We start from the raw sequence: 17,167 nt of genomic DNA, 5'->3' as shown, positions 1-17,167 counted from the left end.
AGCCCACCAAGTCGGCTGTTTGGATGCTGTCGGCTTAGCTGAGCTGCGCGGCGGGAACGCCGGCGGCCATGCCGGCCCAGAGCATGTCGGTGGTGGCAGCCACGACATCCTCCACGGTGGTTCCGTCCAAGTGTTTGCCCGCGGCCAGAACGGCAGCGCCGTGGAGGCTCACGAAGCACACCATGGCAAGTGTTTCCGGGTCGCCGGCAGCCAGGTCACCTGCCTCCTGGGCCTCGGTGATCATGGCCTGGGCTACCTGTATCCCTTGTTCGCCTGTGCTTCGCAGCTCGGCGCTGGAGTCAGGGTGATGCTTGGTGGAGTACATCACGGACAGGAGCGCCGGGTGGGCTACAGCGAAGTCAACGTACGCCTGCGCTACGCCGACGAATCGGCCGCGGAGGTGGTCTCCCGACTGGGCGGCGCCGTGGATGCGACGGTTCATCGACTCAAAGCCAGCCAACGCCAGGGCGTCAATCAGGGCTTGTTTGTCGCGGAAGTGCTTGGCAGGAGCGCCATGGCTGACGTTCACATCCCGGGCAAGCTGACGCAGGGAGAGGCCGTCCACGCCAGCTTCTTCGATGGTTTCCATGGCGCGCTCCAGCAGGGCCTCGCGGAGCTTGCCGTGGTGGTAAGGCTGGTCGGTCATGGGCCAAGTCTAGGCCAATGTAGCCATTGACAACAAAGTAGACACTGCCTACCATGTTGACAGCGACTACATCAGACTCCAAATGATTGGACATGCCATGACAATGACTTACTCCGGGACCACTGCTCTCATCACCGGCGCCAGCTCCGGGCTCGGTGCCGAGTTCGCCAGTCAACTCGCAGCCCGCGGCTCCCACCTGGTCCTGGTGGCCCGCCGCGCAGACCGCTTGGAAGAAGTCGCCCAGGACCTGCGTTCCAAGCATGGCGTCAACGTGACCGTCCTGCCCATGGACTTGGGGCGTCCAGGCGTTGGCCGCGAGCTTCTCAGCGAACTGAGCAGCCGCGACATCACCGTGGACACGCTGATCAATAATGCGGGCTTCGGCACCCACTCTGCCTTCGTGGACGAGGATCCGGAGGTCATTGCCTCTGAGATCTCCCTCAACGTTGCTGCTTTGGTGGACATCACCCGCGCTTTTCTTCCCGGCATGTTGTCCTCCGCGAAGGGCGCCCTGGTGAACGTTGCCAGCACGGCCGCCTTCCAGCCCATTCCGGGGATGGCCGTGTACGGTGCCACCAAGGCTTTTGTCCTGAGTTTCACGGAGGCCGTTGCCCACGAGACCAAGGACTCCGGACTCAACGTCCTCGCTCTTTGCCCCGGAGCGACGCGCACCGAGTTCTTCGACGTTTTGGGCAGCCAGTCCGCTGCGGTCGGCCGGATGCAGACCTCGGCGCAGGTTGTAGGAACGGCCATCAAGGCGCTCGATCGCAAGGGAACGCCCGGCAGCGTGGTCTCCGGCTGGGTCAACCGGGTGGCGGCAGGCTTCGCGCAGCGCCTGCCCAGGGCCGTCACCGTCGCCATTGCCGCAAGGGCCGTGCAGGACTGGTAACCCAGGTGTTCCCTGTCCGGGGAAGCCGATAGCCTGAAGGCAGGACCGATCACTGTCGGCACCTCACCAATCCGGAGGCCAACATGACCGAACCACGATTCACCGTAGAGACAGCCCAAGTCCTGGCAGAGGTGGCCCACAACCGGCAGAAGGACAAACTCAAGCGACCCTACAGGGAGCACGTTCTGGCCGTGGGTGATGCCCTCGCCGACTTCGACGACGACATCCAGATCGCGGGCTACCTGCACGACATCGCAGAGGACACGCCCATCACCCGGCAGGCCCTGCTGGACATGGGGGTCTCGGAGCGGGCCCTTGCCATTATCGAGCGCGTCACCCGCCGCTTTCACGACGATCCCGAGGATTACGACGCCGGCATCCGTTACGTCGCCGAGGACCACGACGCCACGTTGGTGAAGATCGCGGACAACGCGCACAACTCACTTCCCGAGAGGGTCCAGGCGCTCGCCGAAAAATGGCCGGACAAGCCGCCGACAACCCGCTACGCCGACGCCCGTCCGGTCCTGTACACGGCCGTGCCCAGGGAAGAGGTCAGGATGATCCTCCAACGGATCAATCCGCATCTGCTTGCCGAGCTGGACGAGATCGTTCCGGAGTAGTCACGTGGAGCTAGCCGGCGGCGGTTTCCAGTCGTCGGAGCGCTGCTGCCCGGCCTTTGTGTCCGCGTCGCTCATCGTAAGCAATGGACAACCCCAGGACCACCATCATTTCCAGCATGCACAGTGGGACGGACGCGCCTGCTGCGGCCATGGCGATACTTGCACCCAATCCCAGGACCACCAACGCGGAGCTCCAGAGCAGTTCCCGGTCCGGGCCGAGCATGATGCTGTAAAGGGTGGTGAGCGAGACCTTGAACAGGATGATCGGTATGGCGATGGAAGCCACTGCACCTGCGGCGGAAATGTGCGCTTCGTGGTCGATGAAGTAGGCAGCGATATGAAGGCCGGCGCCGGTGGCCGCGATGGCCGCGAAGACAAAAATGTGTCCGTAGCCGAAGATCCAGGAGCGGTGCCGTTGGAAATGGAGTGCAGGCCCTGAAGGCAGGATGAAGTAGATCCACCACATGGCGAAGGCCAGCCCGGTTCCGCTGAACCCCACCAAAGCAGCGTCCAGGGTCCAGCCGTGCAGGGCCACGATCGCCCGCAGGGTCTCAATGGCTCCGATCAAGCACTCGCCCAGCGCAATGATCGCCAGGAGCCCGTACCTTTCGGCGATGTGATGTGCATGCCACGGGGTGCGGATCTTGCGCTCGGCAAAGTAGGGAGTGGCCATCTCCAGGACGAACAACGGGGCCGCCATGAGGAACGTGGTGAGGACATCCGTCTCGATGACCAGGGCGATGACCCAGCCCACCTGAACGATCGCCAGGTACTTCGCGTACCGGAGGCAGGTCTCGCGGCGTTCGGGATCCTGCCGGGCGGCACGCAGCCACTGGAAGATCAGTGCGACGCGCATGATGATGTAGCCAATGAGGATGGCCACATTGTTGACGTGGTCCCCTTCCACGATCGAGTGGAACATCGGCTCAATGCCCATGGCCAGGATCAGCACACCCACCATCTGGACCATGGTGACTACACGGAACACCCAGTCATCGGTGTCGTAGGCGCTGGCGAACCAGGTGAAGTTGATCCATGCCCAGATGACGGCGAACATGGCGAAGCCGAAGCCCAGAAGGCCGGCTCCCACATGGGCTTCAGCCACGGCGTGGGCGAACTGGCTGCCGGCAACACCGAACGCAATGACGAACGTCAGGTCGAAGAACAGCTCCAATGGGGTGGCTGTGCGGTGCTTCTCATGGGGATCGCGGCCGCCCATGCGTGAAAGGGCATGGCGAAGGGGATTCGTGGACATGGCTCAAAGATTACCGGCTCGCATTGGATCCACGCCGAGATCGCGGGAATGCGTCCATCTCGCCGGATAGGCACGGCGATCCTGCAGCATTCCGGCGATCTCGCGGCCAGAAGCCCTACACGCGGCCCAGCACGTCGATGTCCTCAAGGAAGTCCTGGTGCACCTCGGCGCTCACCGTTGTCCGGGTATCAGCGATCGCGTCAAGGTAGTCCTGGGTGACCGGCCCCTTGCGTCCGTTGGTCGCAAGACCGGAGCCCTCGTCGTCGTATACAGCTTTTTCCAGGGCCCGCTGGGAGGCACTGCGCGCCGCGAACTCGATGTCGGCGGGGGAGAAGCCCTCCGTCCGCTCCACCAGCTGGGCGATGTCCACGGTGTCCACCACGGTGGAGGGAATGAAGCGCTGCCACATGGCTTCGCGGGCGTGGACATCCGGGAGGCCGATGGGGATGACGTAATCGAAGCGGCCGTGACGCAGGAACGCGGTGTCCAGCGCGCGGATGAAGTTGGTGGCGCAGACCAGCAACCGGCCGGGCTGTTCGCGGAAGGCCGGAATGATCTTGAGGAGCTCGTTGGTGACGCCCTGCAACGGCGACGGCGGATCCCCGGCACGCTGTGACGCGATCTCCTCCACCTCGTCGATGAACACCACGGCGTGCTCCAGCTCGGCGATTTCCAGGAAGGTCTCGCGCAAGGCCCCCGCCAAGCCCTTGGGATCCGAGGCCAGGCGGGAGGGGAAGACCTCAACAAACGGCCATTCCAAACGGGACGCAATGGCTTTGGCGAAGGTGGTCTTGCCCGTGCCCGGAGGGCCAAACAGCACCACTGCCCGCGGAGGGACCACACCGTATTCGTCGGCGAGGTCGGCCTCGGCCAGGGGAAGGACCAAGCGGCGCTCCAGCAGCTCCTTCTCGCGGCGCATGCCTGCCACGTTCTCCCAAAGATCCCGTGCCAGGATCCGCCCGCCCAGCAGCCCCAACGCGCCGAGCTCCTGGCGCTGCACGGGAATGGTCCGCTCGAAATACCGCAGGTTCTTCTTGACCACGAAGCCGCGGCCCAGGAATGCCTCCACCCGGGTCTCGGTTTCCGGCATGAGGGCGGACAACTTGTTGAGGCCATGCGGAGCCATGCGGTTCTCGACGGCGGACAGCAGCGAAGTGCCGATGCCGCGGCCCCGGAACTCGGTCAGCGTGGCCAAGAAGACGATCCAGCCCTGGTCATGTGCCGCGCGACCGACGGCAGCACCCACCACCTGCTCACCCTGCACCGCCACCACCGCGTGGTCCTTCTCGCAGGACGCGAGGACCTCGGACAACGCGTAGACGGGCTCGACGCCGTCGGCCTTGAGTGACTCCCACAGGTGCAGGATGCCGTCCAGGTCGGACGAGTGGAAGTCCCTGATGCGCCAGTTGCTCATGGCCGTGTCTCCTTGGTGGATCGCCGTTGATTCCTTGGAGTTGAGCATAGGCGAACACTGACGGCAGGACGTTGCGGGACAGTTGCGTTACGCAGCCCCCTACTGAACCGGCCTCAACCGCAAGCCCTGCATGCCGCCGTCGACCGCCAGGGAGGTTCCCGACGTCGAGCCTGACAGTGGGCTCGCAAGGTAGGCAACGGCGCCGGCTACCTCGACGGGGTCCACCATCCGGCCGTGTGGCTGGCGGGCGTTGAGGGCCGCGCGCTCGCCGGCGGGGTCGGCGGCGGAGTCCAGCAGCCGGTCCACCCATGGAGTGTCTACGGTGCCGGGGTTCACGCAATTCACCCGGATGCCCTCACGGACGTGGTCCGCCGCCATGGCCAGCGTCAGCGACAGGACCGCACCCTTCGACGCCGAATAGAGTGCCCGCTGAGGGAGCCCTGCCGTTGCCGCGATGGAGCAGGTGTTCACGATCGCGGCCGCTGGAGATTGTCGCAGATAGGGCAGGGACGCACGGCTGACGCGGGCGATGCCCACCACGTTGATGTTGAGGACACGGAGCCATTCGTCGTCGTCGTTCGCGGTGATGTCGCCTTGGGCGCCGATTCCGGCATTGTTGATCACGATGTCCAGGCGGCCGAATTGGCTTACAACGGTCTCGACGCCGGCACGCACCGAGGCGTCGTCGGCTACGTTGCACTGCACGCCGAAGTGCGGACTGCTTTCGGGTGCGAGGTCCAGGACCGCTACCTGTGCCCCGCCGGCTGCGAGGCGGTCGGCGATGGCCGCCCCGATGCCGGACGCGCCGCCGGTCACGAGGGCTGCGAGGCCGTCGAAATCGTTGCCCACCGAGGATGCCATGCCTTAGGCGTGGGTGCCGGCGAGGGAGACGGCCTGTGCAGCGCCAGCCTGTGCTGCGTTGGCCTGGAAGTACTCTTGGCGCTGGCGTCCCAGTCCCTCGATTTCCAGTTCCACCACGTCGCCAGGCTGGATGAACGGGAAGCGGCCGGACAAAGCCACGCCCTCGGGGGTGCCGGTGATGATCACGTCACCGGGCTCGAGAACCATGTACTGGCTGAGGTGGTGCACGATCGTGGCGGGCTCGAAGATCATGTCCGAGGTGTTGGAGTCCTGCCGTGGTTCGCCGTTGACCAAGGTTTGGAGGCGGAGGTTGCCGGCATCAATGTCGTTGGCTGGAACCAGCCAGGGACCCAGGGGAGTGGAACCGGGCAGCGATTTGCCCTTGGTCCACTGTCCTGCAGCGCCGGGAATCTGGTACTCGCGCTCGGAGAGATCGTTGGCCACCGCGTAGCCGGCAATGCAGGCCGCCGCCTCTGTAACGATGGAAAGGTATGACGCTTCCTGGCCAATGACGATGGCCAGTTCCACTTCCCAGTCGTACTTTGTGGACGACGGCGGGATGGGAGCGGCGTCGAAGGGGCCACTGATGGTGTTGGTCGGCTTCAGGAAGACGACAGGAACCTCGGGCGGCGTGGCGCCGGATTCGGCGGCGTGCGCGGTGTAGTTGAGGCCGATGGCCACCACGGCGCCCGGGCGGGCGACTGGTGCGCCAATGCGGAGGCCTTCCGGAGAGATTTCCGGAAGTTCCCCCTTGTTCAGGGCTTCACGGGTGCGTTCGATGCCGTCCGAGGCGAGGAAACCGCCGTCGATGTCGTTGGTCAGGGCCGTAAGGCTGAAGTACTTCTCGGTACCGTCGGCGTCCTGGGCAATGACGGCCGGTTGTTCGTTTCCGGCCGTACCCAGCCTGGCGAATTTCAAGGTCATGGCTTCCTCCGTGCGTTCGGGACTAACATCCGAGCTCTAGTGTGCTGTTTTCCCCCATAATACGGAAATGTGACCCATTGACAAGGCAGACATCGGATGTTTAGGCTCGGTGAAGAATCATGACGCACTTTCAGGAGCCGTATGAGCATCGTTACCGCGGTGGATACATTCGATATCCGCTTCCCAACATCCTTGGAACTGGACGGCTCGGATGCCATGAATCCGGACCCCGACTACTCAGCCGCCTACCTCATCATTCGCACGGACGCCGGTGACGGCCTTGAAGGCCACGGCTTCGTGTTCACCATCGGACGCGGCAACGAGGTGGAAACGGCTGCGCTCAATGCTTTGCGCGGCCACATTCTTGGGCAGGACGTTGACTCGTTGCTCGGCGACATGGGCGCGACGTGGAAACTTTTAACCCACGATTCCCAACTCCGTTGGCTGGGGCCCGAGAAGGGCGTCATGCATATGGCCATCGGTGCGGTAATCAACGCGCTGTGGGACCTGAAGGCGAAGCGTGCCGGGTTGCCCCTGTGGGAGTTGCTCGCTGGGATGACCCCGGAAGAGCTCGTGGCTCTGGTTGACTTCCGCTACCTCACCGACGCCCTCACTCCCCAAGACGCACTGGCCATTCTTCGCGCCGCCGAACCCGGCAAGGAAGCGCGAAAAGCCGCCCTTCGTGCCGACGGCTACCCCGCGTACACCACGACGCCGGGCTGGCTGGGTTACAGCGACGAGAAACTGACACGGCTGGCCAAGGAGGCCGTGGCTGACGGATTCGCGCAGATCAAGTTGAAGGTGGGGGCATCCTTGGAGGACGATATCCGCCGTGTCAGGGCTGCCCGGGCTGCTGTCGGACCCGATATCAGGATTGCCGTCGACGCCAATCAGCGCTGGGACGTCCAGGATGCCATCGAGTGGATGGCCCACCTCGCCCCCTTCGACATCGCCTGGATCGAGGAGCCCACCAGCCCGGACGACATTTTGGGCCACGCTGCGATCGCCCGTGGAGTGGCGCCAATTCCCGTGGCCACCGGGGAACACGTCCAGAACCGGGTGGTGTTCAAGCAGATGCTGCAGGCCGACGCGCTCCAGATCCTGCAGATCGACGCCGCCCGTGTGGCAGGGGTGAACGAGAATATCGCCATCCTGCTCCTCGCTGCCAAGTTCGGCGTGCCCGTATGCCCGCATGCCGGTGGGGTGGGCCTGTGCGAGGCTGTGCAGCACCTGTCCATGTTCGACTTCATCGCCGTATCCGGGACCAAAGAAAACAGGACCATTGAGTTCGTGGACCACCTCCACGAACACTTCGTCACTCCCGTGGACGTCCACGACGGCGTGTACTGGCCGCCGTCCGCTCCTGGAGCCGGCAACGAAATGTACCGTGAAACACTGGCCGCCTACAGCTTTCCGGACGGCCCGGTATGGAAGGAAACCCGTTGATCCAGCATGCACCTTGGTTCGAAGAAGCACGCTTTGGAATGTTCGTGCACTGGGGCCTCTACGCGCTCCCGGCACGCCATGAGTGGGTGATGAACCGGGAAGAGACCACTGTTGAGGAGTACTCCCAGTACTTCCGGCGCTTTGACCCTGATCTCTACGACCCCCGCGAGTGGGCACGTGCCGCGCGCCAAGCCGGCATGAAGTATGTGGTCCTCACTACCAAGCACCACGACGGCTTCTGCCTGTGGGACTCGGCATTGACGGACTACAAAGCCACCAACACGCCCGCCGGCCGCGACCTGATCGCACCGTACGTGGAGGCACTCCGGGCCGAGGGACTGAAGGTCGGTTTCTACCACTCGCTCATCGACTGGCACCACCCGGACTTCACCATCGACGGCGTACATCCGCAACGCAACGCGGCCGACGTCGAAAGTTTAAACAGCGGACGGGACATGGCCCGCTACCGGGACTACCTGCATGGCCAGGTGCGTGAGCTCCTGAGCAACTACGGCACCATCGACTACCTGTTTTTCGACTTCTCCTACGCCGGGCTCGGCCACGAAGAGGAATTCTGGGGTGGCAAGGGCCGAAAGGACTGGGCTTCGGAAGCGCTGCTCGCCATGGTGCGGGAGCTGCAGCCGGGCATCGTCGTCAACGACCGCTTGGACATCCCGGGAGACTTCGTTACGCCCGAGCAGTACCAGCCCGCCGGCCCCATGATGCTCGACGGCGTGCCTGTCACCTGGGAGGCCTGCCAGACCCTGAACGGCAGCTGGGGGTATGACCGGGACAACCTGAACTACAAGTCCGTGGACCTGCTCCTCCGGATGCTGGTGGACGGCGTGTCCAAGGGCGGCAACCTGCTGCTCAACGTTGGCCCCACCGGCAGGGGCAGCATTGATCCCCGGGCTTTGCATTCGCTGGAGGGCATCGGCGAATGGATGAAGTTGCACTCACGGGCCATCTACGGTGCGGGGGCTTCAGCCTTCACTGCCCCGGCTGACGCGCGCTACACCCAGCGTGGCGACCGGCTGTATGTACACCTGTTCGCGTGGCCGTTCGAGTACGTCCATCTCCCGGAGCTGGCGGGCAAAGTGGAGTACGCCCAGCTGCTGAACGATGCGTCAGAGGTGTTCCTCAAGGAGGTGGATCCCGCGCAGCAGGCCATGAACATGACCCCGGGCGGCCAACCTCCGGGAACGCTCACCATCAAGCTGCCGGTGCAGCGGCCGGACGTCGCCGTGCCTGTGCTGGAATTGTTCCTTAAGCCTGAGGTCACCGATGACTGAAAGCATCGCCCTCCACACCCGCCTCAAGCCGGGAGCCGAAGAGGAATACGCCGACGCCCACGCGCATATTCCCCCTGAACTGGTTGCGGCCCTCAAAGAAGCCGGGGTCAAGAACTGGCGGATCTGGCGCAGCGGGCTGGACCTCTTCCACGTGGTGGACGTCGAGGACTACCAGTCCATGCGGCACGCGCTCGCCGATCACCCGGCCAACGTCCCGTGGCAAGCCCGAATGGCTGAACTTTTGGCGGTCCAGGACGATTACTCGGGGGAGGACGCGGGTATTCAGAAAGTATGGGAACTGCCATGAACTCACTCGATCTCGGCAAGCTCGGCTTCGGCGGAGCGGGCATTGGAAACTTGTACCGGGCCATCCCGGACGGTGAAGCCCTCGCTACAGTACTGGCCGCCTGGGATGCGGGCATCCGCTACTTTGACACCGCGCCGCACTACGGCCTGGGTCTGTCCGAGCAAAGGCTTGGAGCCGTTCTCCGGGACAAACCACGGAACGAATTCATCATTTCCACCAAGGTGGGCCGACTGTTGGAACCTAACTCCTCCGGCGGCCAGGATCCCGAGGGTTTCGATGTTCCGGCCACCACCCGCCGGGTGTGGGACTTCTCCGAGGCAGGGATTCGACGCAGCATCGAGGACTCCCTTGAAAGGCTCGGACTGGACCACGTGGACATCGCCTACCTGCACGACGCTGATGTCCACGATCTCCAGGCCGGAATCTCCCAGGGTCTCCCAGCATTGGAGAAGTTGCGCGACGAAGGGGTAGTGCGGGCCATTGGAGTTGGGCTCAACTCAGCGGAAGCCGCCCTCGAATGTGTCGAAGCCGCGGACCTGGACCTTGTGATGCTCGCCGGCCGTTACACGCTGCTGGAGCAGCCCAGCGTCCCGCTGCTTGAGCGCTGTGTGGAGCGCCGCACCGGCGTCGTCAACGTGGGCGCCTACAACTCGGGTTTGCTGGCCCGGCCGGAAGTCCCCGACGACGCGCATTACAACTACAACCAAGCGCCGCCGACCGTCTTGGCGCGAGCGCGCCGGCTTGCAGCAGCGTGCCGCGACTTTGGCGTTGACCTTCCGACGGCGGCCCTGCAGTTCCCGCTACGGCATCCGGCCGTGGTGAACGTGACCGTAGGGGCGACTTCTCCTGAACAGGTGGTCACTAATGCGGCCCGGATGGGAGCGCCTGTGCCGGAAGAGTTGTGGGCGGCTGTGGAGGCCACACGGCGTGATTGATGCGCACCTGCACCTGTGGACGCTGGACACGTTCGTAACTGGCGGTCCGCGCCACTACTCGTGGCTCGGACCTCAGCACGGCGAACTTTTCCGCAGCTTCGGCGAAGACGAGGCCCATGAGACGTTGGATGCCGCCGGCGTCACGGGAGCTGTGCTGGTCCAGGCTGATGACACTGTTGCCGACACCGAGAGCATGTTGGCTGTGGCGAAACGCAATCCATGGGTGCTCGGCGTGGTGGGCTGGGTCCGGATGGACACCCCGGACCAAGCTGCAGAACAGTTGGACCGATTTTCCACCCATTCCTCTTTCAAGGGCGTGCGGCACCTGGTTCACGACGATCCTCGGGACGACTTCCTGGACCTCCCCGCCGTCCGTGAGTCGTTGGCGTTGGTGGCGCAACGCGGGCTCGCTTTCGATGTTCCGGACGCGTTTCCGCGGCATCTGGACGCAGTCGCCCGGCTTGCCCGGGACGTTCCGGAACTGACCCTGGTACTGGACCACCTTGGGAAACCACCGCTCGCCGACGTTGTCGCGATGGATGCGTGGCGCAATGACTTCAAGGCCCTCGGCCGGGAGCCGAATGCGGTGGCCAAGCTCTCCGGACTGCACCTTCCGGGTGTTGAGTACACTGCGGAATCCTTACGTCCGCTGTTCGAAGAAGCGCTGGCGGCCTTCGGTCCGGGGCGGTTGATGATCGGCGGGGACTGGCCGGTCAGCACCCTCGGGGCGCCCTACGGCCGGACGCTCGATGTGCTGCTGGAACTGGTCTCCTCGCTAAGCCCAGCCGAGCAGGATGCGGTGCTGGAGGAGACGGCGATCCGCACGTACAAGCTCGACGGTGCCCCTCTTAGCCAGACCGCCGTCTAGCTAGAGCGCCTGCCGCAGCCAGTTCTCCACGCCGCTGATGTGCACGGTCACGAGGGCCCGCACCAGTTCCGCGTCGCCACGCTCCAAAGCGTCAGCGATGGCCCGGTGCTCCGCCAAGGTGTGCGCCACGGCCTTTTCCTGCGTCAACCCACGCCAGATGCGGGCCCTCACGGTGCTGCTCGAAAGGGCTTCCAAGAGGCTTCCCAGGTAGTCGTTGCCTGCGGCTTCGGTGATGATGCTGTGGAACTCAAGGTCATGGGCAACCAGTTCCTCCACGTCCGTGTTCTCGTCAATGCCGTCCATGGTCCTCCGAAGCGCCAAGAGCTCATCCGGAGTAATTTTGCTGGCCGCCAAGTGGGCCGTAGCGGGCTCCAAGATTCGTCGGACCTCAAAGAGCTCAAGAATGGAGCGGTCTTGGTGCAGGTCGACCACGAACGCCACTGCCTCGTTGAGGAGTTTGGCATCGAGGCTGGTCACGTAGGTCCCATCGCCGCGGCGGACGTCCAGCACGCGAATCAGTTCCAGCGCCTTCACGGCTTCGCGCAGCGAACTCCGTGAGAGACCAAGCCGCTCGCTCAGTTCCTTTTCCGGCGGAAGTCGGTCGCCGGCCTTGAGTTCCCCGCGGATCAGCATGTCTTTGATCTTGCTGATCGCCTCGTCTGTGACAGCCATGGACCAATAGTAGCCACGATTGATCGGATGTCTGCTGATGTCGCGTCCTCCCCCTGTTTGGGGGCGTTAACCAACGACGGCGGCACCCAAGTTCCGTTGCTACGGAACCCGAGTGCCGCCGTCGGGCGCTTATGGGTACTGCTGCTATTTATCGCTGCCAGGCAGCGGGCGGTTGGCGATCACCGGGGCGCTGCCCGTGTAGCCGTCGCGGGTGGCAGCAAGCTCATGGATCTGCTTGCGGCACAGGAACCAGCCCCAGACCATGAGTCCACAAGCTACGGCAGTGACCAACATGGTGAGGGGAGACTCGATGAATACCATGACCAGGACACTTGCCAGGAAGATCAAGGACAGCCAGCCCGTGTACGGGGCACCGAACAGGCGGAAGGAGGGACGCTTCAACCAGCCTTTGTCGGACCAGCGTTTGAGCTGCATCTGGCACAGGACGATGGTTGCCCACGTGACGATGATGCCCACGGAAGCGACGTTCAGAACGATCTCGAAGGCCTCGGAGGGAACCAGGTAGTTCAGGGGGACACCCAGCAGCGAGACACCGGCAGTGATGGCGATGCCACCGTATGGCACACCTGCCTTGTTCATGCGCTGGGCGAACTTCGGAGCCGAACCGGCCACGGACATGGACCGCAGGATACGGCCGGTGGAGTAGAGGCCGGCGTTCAATGACGACAGGGCTGCGGTGAGGACCACGAGGTTCATGATGACGTCCACGCCTTCCACGCCGATGGAACCGAAGAACGTCACGAAGGGGCTGACACCCTTCTCGTAGGACGTGTACGGGAGCAGCAGTGCAAGCAGGATGACGGAGCCGACGTAGAAGACCGCGATGCGGAAGACCACGGAGTTGATGGCCTTGGGCATGATTTTCTCCGGGTTGGGAGTCTCACCGGCTGCGGTGCCCACGAGTTCGATCGAGGCGTAAGCGAACAGCACACCCTGCATGAGGATGATCATCGGAAGGATGCCATTCGGGAACACGCCGCCGTTGTCCGAGATGAGGCTGAAGCCAACTTCCTGGCCATCAACCGGGGTGCCGAAGATGACGAAGTAGGTGCCCACCAGAAGGAAGGCCACCAGCGCGGCCACCTTGATCAGCGCGAACCAGAACTCCATCTCGCCGAAGACCTTCACGGATACCAAGTTGAGGCAGAGCACTACCACCAAGGCAATGAGCGCCCAGGCCCACTGCGGCACGGCTCCCATCCAGGGAATGTATTTGCCGAAGAAGTTCATGTAGAGCGCGGCCGCGGTGATGTCCACGATGGTGGTGGTGGCCCAGTTGATCCAGTAGAACCACCCCGAAACGAAGGCAGCCTTCTCGCCGTAGAACTCACGGGCGTAGGAAACGAAGGAACCCGAGGAGGGGCGGTGGAGCACAAGTTCACCGAGGGCGCGGAGGATCAAGAACGCGAAGAAGCCGCACACTGCGTAGGCGATGACGAGGGACGGGCCAGCCGCGTTGAGCCGACCGCCGGCGCCCAGGAACAGGCCGGTGCCGATGGCGCCGCCGATCGCGATCATTTGGATCTGGCGGGGCTTGAGGTCCTTGTGGTAGCCGGAGTCCTCCTTGTGGAGGGCTTTCTCGCTGGCGTGCGCTTGGGCCGGGACCGTGTGGTCCGTGATGGGATTGGTCATTGGAATCCTTAGGAGTGTCCTGTTGGGGGTGTCCTGGGCGCGTCCGGTCGGGGATCCGGGCACGCAAGACAACGCCTCGTGGCGGTATGCCTCATCGGGCGGGACGGCTGGCTGAAGCCGCTGGGCTTAGTGGTCAGTTTCGACCTATTTGCTGAGATTTGCCAGACGTTCGGGGCTGAGGAGTTCTTCAAGCTGGGCTGCGGTCAGCAGGCCATGTTCCAGAACGAGCTCTGCCACACCCTTGCCCGTTGCCAGCGCCTCCTGGGCGATAGCGGTGGCGGAGGCGTAACCGATATGGGGGTTCAATGCCGTGACGAGACCGATCGACTGCTCCACGGTAAGCCGTAGCCGTTCGGTGTTTGCGGTGATGCCCCGGACGCAGCGTGCCGTAAGGGTGCGGCACGCTGCTTCCAGGTGGGAGATGCTCTTGTGCAGGCTGTGCACAATGATCGGTTCGAAGGCGTTCAGCTGGAGCTGGCCCGCCTCCGCGGCCATGGTGACGGTGACATCGTTGCCGATGACTTCGTACGCCACCTGGCTGACCACTTCCGGGATCACCGGATTGATCTTGCCGGGCATGATCGACGAACCGGACTGCACTGCCGGAAGGTTGATCTCACCCAAACCCGCGCGCGGTCCGGAGGACAGCAGGCGGAGGTCGTTACAAATCTTGGAGAGCTTCACCGCGACGCGCTTCAGCACACCGGACAAGTGAACGAACGCGCCCACATCCTGGGTGGCCTCAATGAGGTCCGCGGCGGTGAGCAGGGGGAGGCCGGTAATCTCAGCCAGATGGCGGCACGCGGCTTCCGCGTAGCCGGCCGGGGCGTTCAAACCAGTGCCGATGGCGGTGGCACCCAGGTTGATCTCGTGGATCAGCATGTGGGACTCGTCCAGGCGTGCCCGGTCCTCGCCGATGGTCACGGCGTAGCCACCGAACTCCTGGCCCAGCGTCATGGGAACCGCGTCCTGCAGCTGGGTACGGCCCATCTTCACGACGGTCCGGAACTCCCGGCCCTTCTCGGCGAACGCCAGCTCCAGTTCTTCCAGGGCTTCCAGGAGCTCCTTCACGGAGAAGATCGTGGCGAGGTTCACCGCCGTCGGGTAGACGTCGTTGGTGGACTGGCTCAGGTTGACGTGGTCATTCGGGTGCAGCTTGGAGTAGTTTCCCTTGGGGTGGCCCAGGATCTCCAACGCGCGGTTGGCGATGACCTCGTTGGCGTTCATGTTGGAGCTGGTGCCGGCGCCGCCCTGGATCACGTCCACCATGAACTGGTCCTGCAGCATGCCGTCCATGATGTCCTGGCAGGCCTGCTCGATGGCACCGGCCCGTTCGGCATCCAAGAGGCCGAGTTCATGGTTGGTACAGGCGGCAGCCTGCTTTACCGCGGCCAAGCCCCGGACCAAGTGCTTATTGGTGGAGAGCGGCTGCCCGGTGATCGGGAAGTTCTCGATTGCGCGGAGCGTGTGGACGCCCCAGTAGGCATCCGCGGGGACATTACGGTCGCCCAAGAGGTCGTGTTCGGAACGGAAGGGGATCGCCTGATCGACGGTGGTCATAGCTGTCCTTGGTTTAGTTGCTGAAAATTTGGGCTGCGCGGAGCTCGCCGACCGGAAGGCCGCCGCCCAGCACAGGTGGGCTCTGAAGCGTGTCCAAGCTGCCGCCGTCGACACCCAACCGGCGAAGAACCTCAACGGTGACGGGCATGCGGGCGCGATCGCCGCCGTCGGAAATCTTGACCGCCAGCCCGGTGCCATTCGGGAGGCCGACCAGCTGGAGGCCTTCGAAGCCGTCCTTGGCAAGCAACCCGGGGACCGCACGCATCAGCGCCGTGACATCGCGGCCTTCGCCGGCCACCATTTCCGGGAAGCGGCGCATGGCGTGGGCAACCTTGCCCTCGTTGGTGTCCTCGTCGGCCGCGGCGAGGCGGCCGTAGGCGCGGGCCATGCCGTGCAGGGAATGCGCAAAAAGCGGCGTCCCGCAGCCGTCAGTGCTGACTGCCGCGGCTTCCTCGCCGGTCAACTCCGTGATGGTGTCGCGGACCAAGACCTGCAGTGGGTGCTCCGGGTGCAAGTACCCCTCCACAGGCCAGCCGTTGACGACGCAGACAGCAGTCATTGATGCGTGCTTGCCGGAGCAGTTCTGCGCGATCTGGGTGGGTCCGTTGCCTGCGCGGAGCCATTCTTCACGTTCCGCGACGCCGTACGGCAAGTCCGTGCTGTTGCCCAACGCCGCTTCGGTGAGGCCGTGCAGCCTCAGGATTTCGGTGGCGCCGTCGCGGTGCGTCTTTGCGCCGGAGTGGCTGGCGGCCGTCAGGGCGAGGAGTTCCTGGGGGATGTCCAGGCCGGCTTTGAGGAGCGCCACGGCCTGCAGGGGCTTCAGGCTTGAGCGCGGGTACATCGGGGCGTCCGGCTCGCCGGCATCCATCGCTGTGTTGCCGTCGGCTTTGAGCGCGATCAGTGAGCCGTAGTGGATGCTCTCCACCAAGCCGTCGCGGGTGACCTCGACAAGCGGGACGTGGTTTGGCGCTTTAATATTCTGCGCCGCGGCCTGATGGGCCGGTGCTGCGGGGACGGGCATGGTGTCCTTTGGGTGTGTCATTTGTTGAGGATCGTGTCCAGTGCAACGCTGACGGCCTGAAGATGGTCGGCCATCGCCTTGCTTGCTGCTTCAGAGTCGCCGGCTTCAATAGCGTTGAGCACGGCCACATGTTCCTCGTCCGAGCGGTGCTGCCTGTCAGCAACGAGGTTGAGGGTTTCCGACTGGTGGGCCAGCGCTTCGCGGATATCCGAGACGACGCTGGCGAACACGCGGTTTCCGCTGGCGCGGGCGACGGCGGAGTGGAAGGTGGCGTCCAGGTTCACCCACGCTTCGGGGTCGTTCTCGTTGAGCATTTCCTGGACGATGTCCTTGAGGTGCTCAAGCTCTTCATCCGTCCGCCTTTGTGCGGCAAGTCCGGCCGCCGGGATTTCGATGTGCGGACGTGCCTCGTTAAGATCACGCGCACTGTACTGGCCCAAGGTAAGGTCGTTAGCAACCTTGTTGGCCACAATGAACGTGCCCTTGCCAGTCTTGGTCATGGTGAGGCCCAAGGTGTTGCAGGACCGCAGCGCTTCTCTGATGACGGAGCGGCTGACGCCGTATTGTGCCGCGAGCGTCGCTTCAGAGCTCAGCTTGGTGCCGATGTCGAACTGACCGCCCTCGATGGCTCGCCGGAGGGCCGCAAAGACCGCTTCAGCTGCGGAAATGCGTGAGATAGGCGTATGCGCAGCGGAGTTGCCCGGGAATTCGGGTTGTCCGGCTGTCCGGCTGTCTGACAGGTTCACGCTTTGAATATGGCACGGGTCACAAGGGGCTGTCAACGCTGAAAGAACCGCTTCACGG

17 protein-coding genes are annotated in these 17,167 nt (G+C 64.0%); 7 read left to right on the top strand and 10 right to left on the bottom strand.

Translation table 11 applies throughout. The annotated features are described in order from the left end of the window. Positions 1-34 precede the first annotated feature (34 nt). Positions 35-646 carry a TetR/AcrR family transcriptional regulator gene (locus tag FQP90_RS20345; RefSeq protein WP_144652886.1) on the bottom strand — a complete coding sequence of 204 codons (612 nt, stop codon included), beginning with the start codon at positions 644-646 and terminating at the stop codon, positions 35-37. Between the two features lie 97 nt (positions 647-743). On the opposite strand from FQP90_RS20345, the gene FQP90_RS20340 reads away from it, so the two are divergent. Further along, the gene (locus FQP90_RS20340) at positions 744-1,535 is read left to right on the top strand and encodes an SDR family NAD(P)-dependent oxidoreductase (protein WP_144652885.1); all 792 of its coding nucleotides are present in this window, start codon (positions 744-746) and stop codon (positions 1,533-1,535) included. A gap of 83 nt (positions 1,536-1,618) precedes the next feature. Beyond that, positions 1,619-2,155: an HD domain-containing protein gene (locus FQP90_RS20335; protein ID WP_144652884.1), complete on the top strand. Its 537-nt coding sequence runs from the start codon at positions 1,619-1,621 to the stop codon at positions 2,153-2,155. A 10-nt stretch (positions 2,156-2,165) separates the two neighbouring features. Here FQP90_RS20335 and FQP90_RS20330 read toward each other — a convergent pair whose 3' ends face one another. The 4 genes from FQP90_RS20330 to FQP90_RS20315 form a co-directional block, all read right to left on the bottom strand. After that, positions 2,166-3,410, bottom strand: a complete 1,245-nt coding sequence (locus tag FQP90_RS20330; RefSeq protein ID WP_144652883.1) for a low temperature requirement protein A — start codon at positions 3,408-3,410, stop codon at positions 2,166-2,168. A gap of 115 nt (positions 3,411-3,525) precedes the next feature. Then, the gene (locus tag FQP90_RS20325) at positions 3,526-4,824 is read right to left on the bottom strand and encodes an ATP-binding protein (RefSeq protein WP_144652882.1); all 1,299 of its coding nucleotides are present in this window, start codon (positions 4,822-4,824) and stop codon (positions 3,526-3,528) included. A 99-nt stretch (positions 4,825-4,923) separates the two neighbouring features. Beyond that, positions 4,924-5,685 (bottom strand): SDR family NAD(P)-dependent oxidoreductase, encoded by a 762-nt coding sequence (locus FQP90_RS20320; protein WP_144652881.1) that lies wholly within the window; start codon positions 5,683-5,685, stop codon positions 4,924-4,926. A gap of 3 nt (positions 5,686-5,688) precedes the next feature. Beyond that, complete coding sequence (locus tag FQP90_RS20315) at positions 5,689-6,609, bottom strand: fumarylacetoacetate hydrolase family protein (protein WP_144652880.1); 921 nt, start codon at positions 6,607-6,609, stop codon at positions 5,689-5,691. A gap of 141 nt (positions 6,610-6,750) precedes the next feature. Between FQP90_RS20315 and FQP90_RS20310 the strand changes: the two genes are divergently transcribed. From FQP90_RS20310 to FQP90_RS20290, 5 genes are read left to right on the top strand one after another with little or no spacing between them, the layout of a single operon-like run. Continuing rightward, the gene (locus tag FQP90_RS20310) at positions 6,751-8,055 is read left to right on the top strand and encodes an L-fuconate dehydratase (protein ID WP_144652879.1); all 1,305 of its coding nucleotides are present in this window, start codon (positions 6,751-6,753) and stop codon (positions 8,053-8,055) included. Then, the gene (locus tag FQP90_RS20305) at positions 8,052-9,347 is read left to right on the top strand and encodes an alpha-L-fucosidase (protein WP_144652878.1); all 1,296 of its coding nucleotides are present in this window, start codon (positions 8,052-8,054) and stop codon (positions 9,345-9,347) included. The genes FQP90_RS20310 and FQP90_RS20305 overlap by 4 nt, the downstream gene beginning before the upstream one ends. Continuing rightward, positions 9,340-9,654, top strand: a complete 315-nt coding sequence (locus tag FQP90_RS20300) for an L-rhamnose mutarotase (protein WP_144652877.1) — start codon at positions 9,340-9,342, stop codon at positions 9,652-9,654. The genes FQP90_RS20305 and FQP90_RS20300 overlap by 8 nt, the downstream gene beginning before the upstream one ends. Then, positions 9,651-10,589, top strand: coding sequence for an aldo/keto reductase (locus FQP90_RS20295; protein ID WP_244296888.1), 939 nt, complete (start codon positions 9,651-9,653; stop codon positions 10,587-10,589). The genes FQP90_RS20300 and FQP90_RS20295 overlap by 4 nt, the downstream gene beginning before the upstream one ends. Then, positions 10,582-11,457 (top strand): amidohydrolase family protein, encoded by an 876-nt coding sequence (locus FQP90_RS20290; RefSeq protein ID WP_144652875.1) that lies wholly within the window; start codon positions 10,582-10,584, stop codon positions 11,455-11,457. Before FQP90_RS20295 ends, FQP90_RS20290 begins: the two co-directional genes overlap by 8 nt. Here the strand turns inward: FQP90_RS20290 and FQP90_RS20285 are convergent, their stop codons facing one another. From FQP90_RS20285 to FQP90_RS20265, 5 genes are all read right to left on the bottom strand, one after another. Further along, entirely contained in the window at positions 11,458-12,129 is a 672-nt protein-coding gene (locus tag FQP90_RS20285; RefSeq protein ID WP_144652874.1) for a FadR/GntR family transcriptional regulator, read from the bottom strand. A 144-nt stretch (positions 12,130-12,273) separates the two neighbouring features. After that, positions 12,274-13,782 carry an amino acid permease gene (locus tag FQP90_RS20280; protein WP_144652873.1) on the bottom strand — a complete coding sequence of 503 codons (1,509 nt, stop codon included), beginning with the start codon at positions 13,780-13,782 and terminating at the stop codon, positions 12,274-12,276. A gap of 144 nt (positions 13,783-13,926) precedes the next feature. Continuing rightward, on the bottom strand, positions 13,927-15,342 hold the full coding sequence (locus tag FQP90_RS20275; RefSeq protein WP_144652872.1) for an aspartate ammonia-lyase: 1,416 nt from the start codon (positions 15,340-15,342) through the stop codon (positions 13,927-13,929). Between the two features lie 13 nt (positions 15,343-15,355). After that, positions 15,356-16,384 (bottom strand): asparaginase, encoded by a 1,029-nt coding sequence (locus FQP90_RS20270; RefSeq protein WP_439898661.1) that lies wholly within the window; start codon positions 16,382-16,384, stop codon positions 15,356-15,358. Further along, the gene (locus FQP90_RS20265) at positions 16,381-17,109 is read right to left on the bottom strand and encodes a FadR/GntR family transcriptional regulator (RefSeq protein WP_144652871.1); all 729 of its coding nucleotides are present in this window, start codon (positions 17,107-17,109) and stop codon (positions 16,381-16,383) included. Before FQP90_RS20265 ends, FQP90_RS20270 begins: the two co-directional genes overlap by 4 nt. Positions 17,110-17,167 lie beyond the last annotated feature (58 nt).

Origin of the sequence: Paenarthrobacter nitroguajacolicus (assembly GCF_007786235.1) — a bacterium.
In the GTDB taxonomy this organism is placed as follows: domain Bacteria; phylum Actinomycetota; class Actinomycetes; order Actinomycetales; family Micrococcaceae; genus Arthrobacter; species Arthrobacter nitroguajacolicus_A.
This window is presented reverse-complemented; position numbering and strand designations above follow the sequence as displayed.

Excerpts from the sequence above, each read along its gene's own strand:
- FQP90_RS20345 (WP_144652886.1), bottom strand. The coding sequence starts at position 646 with ATGACCGACCAGCCTTACCACCACGGCAAGCTCCGCGAGGCCCTGCTG.
- FQP90_RS20340 (WP_144652885.1), top strand. The coding sequence starts at position 744 with ATGACAATGACTTACTCCGGGACCACTGCTCTCATCACCGGCGCCAGC.
- FQP90_RS20335 (WP_144652884.1), top strand. The coding sequence starts at position 1,619 with ATGACCGAACCACGATTCACCGTAGAGACAGCCCAAGTCCTGGCAGAG.
- FQP90_RS20330 (WP_144652883.1), bottom strand. The coding sequence starts at position 3,410 with ATGTCCACGAATCCCCTTCGCCATGCCCTTTCACGCATGGGCGGCCGC.
- FQP90_RS20325 (WP_144652882.1), bottom strand. The coding sequence starts at position 4,824 with ATGAGCAACTGGCGCATCAGGGACTTCCACTCGTCCGACCTGGACGGC.
- FQP90_RS20320 (WP_144652881.1), bottom strand. The coding sequence starts at position 5,685 with ATGGCATCCTCGGTGGGCAACGATTTCGACGGCCTCGCAGCCCTCGTG.
- FQP90_RS20315 (WP_144652880.1), bottom strand. The coding sequence starts at position 6,609 with ATGACCTTGAAATTCGCCAGGCTGGGTACGGCCGGAAACGAACAACCG.
- FQP90_RS20310 (WP_144652879.1), top strand. The coding sequence starts at position 6,751 with ATGAGCATCGTTACCGCGGTGGATACATTCGATATCCGCTTCCCAACA.
- FQP90_RS20300 (WP_144652877.1), top strand. The coding sequence starts at position 9,340 with ATGACTGAAAGCATCGCCCTCCACACCCGCCTCAAGCCGGGAGCCGAA.
- FQP90_RS20295 (WP_244296888.1), top strand. The coding sequence starts at position 9,651 with ATGAACTCACTCGATCTCGGCAAGCTCGGCTTCGGCGGAGCGGGCATT.
- FQP90_RS20285 (WP_144652874.1), bottom strand. The coding sequence starts at position 12,129 with ATGGCTGTCACAGACGAGGCGATCAGCAAGATCAAAGACATGCTGATC.
- FQP90_RS20280 (WP_144652873.1), bottom strand. The coding sequence starts at position 13,782 with ATGACCAATCCCATCACGGACCACACGGTCCCGGCCCAAGCGCACGCC.
- FQP90_RS20275 (WP_144652872.1), bottom strand. The coding sequence starts at position 15,342 with ATGACCACCGTCGATCAGGCGATCCCCTTCCGTTCCGAACACGACCTC.
- FQP90_RS20270 (WP_439898661.1), bottom strand. The coding sequence starts at position 16,384 with ATGACACACCCAAAGGACACCATGCCCGTCCCCGCAGCACCGGCCCAT.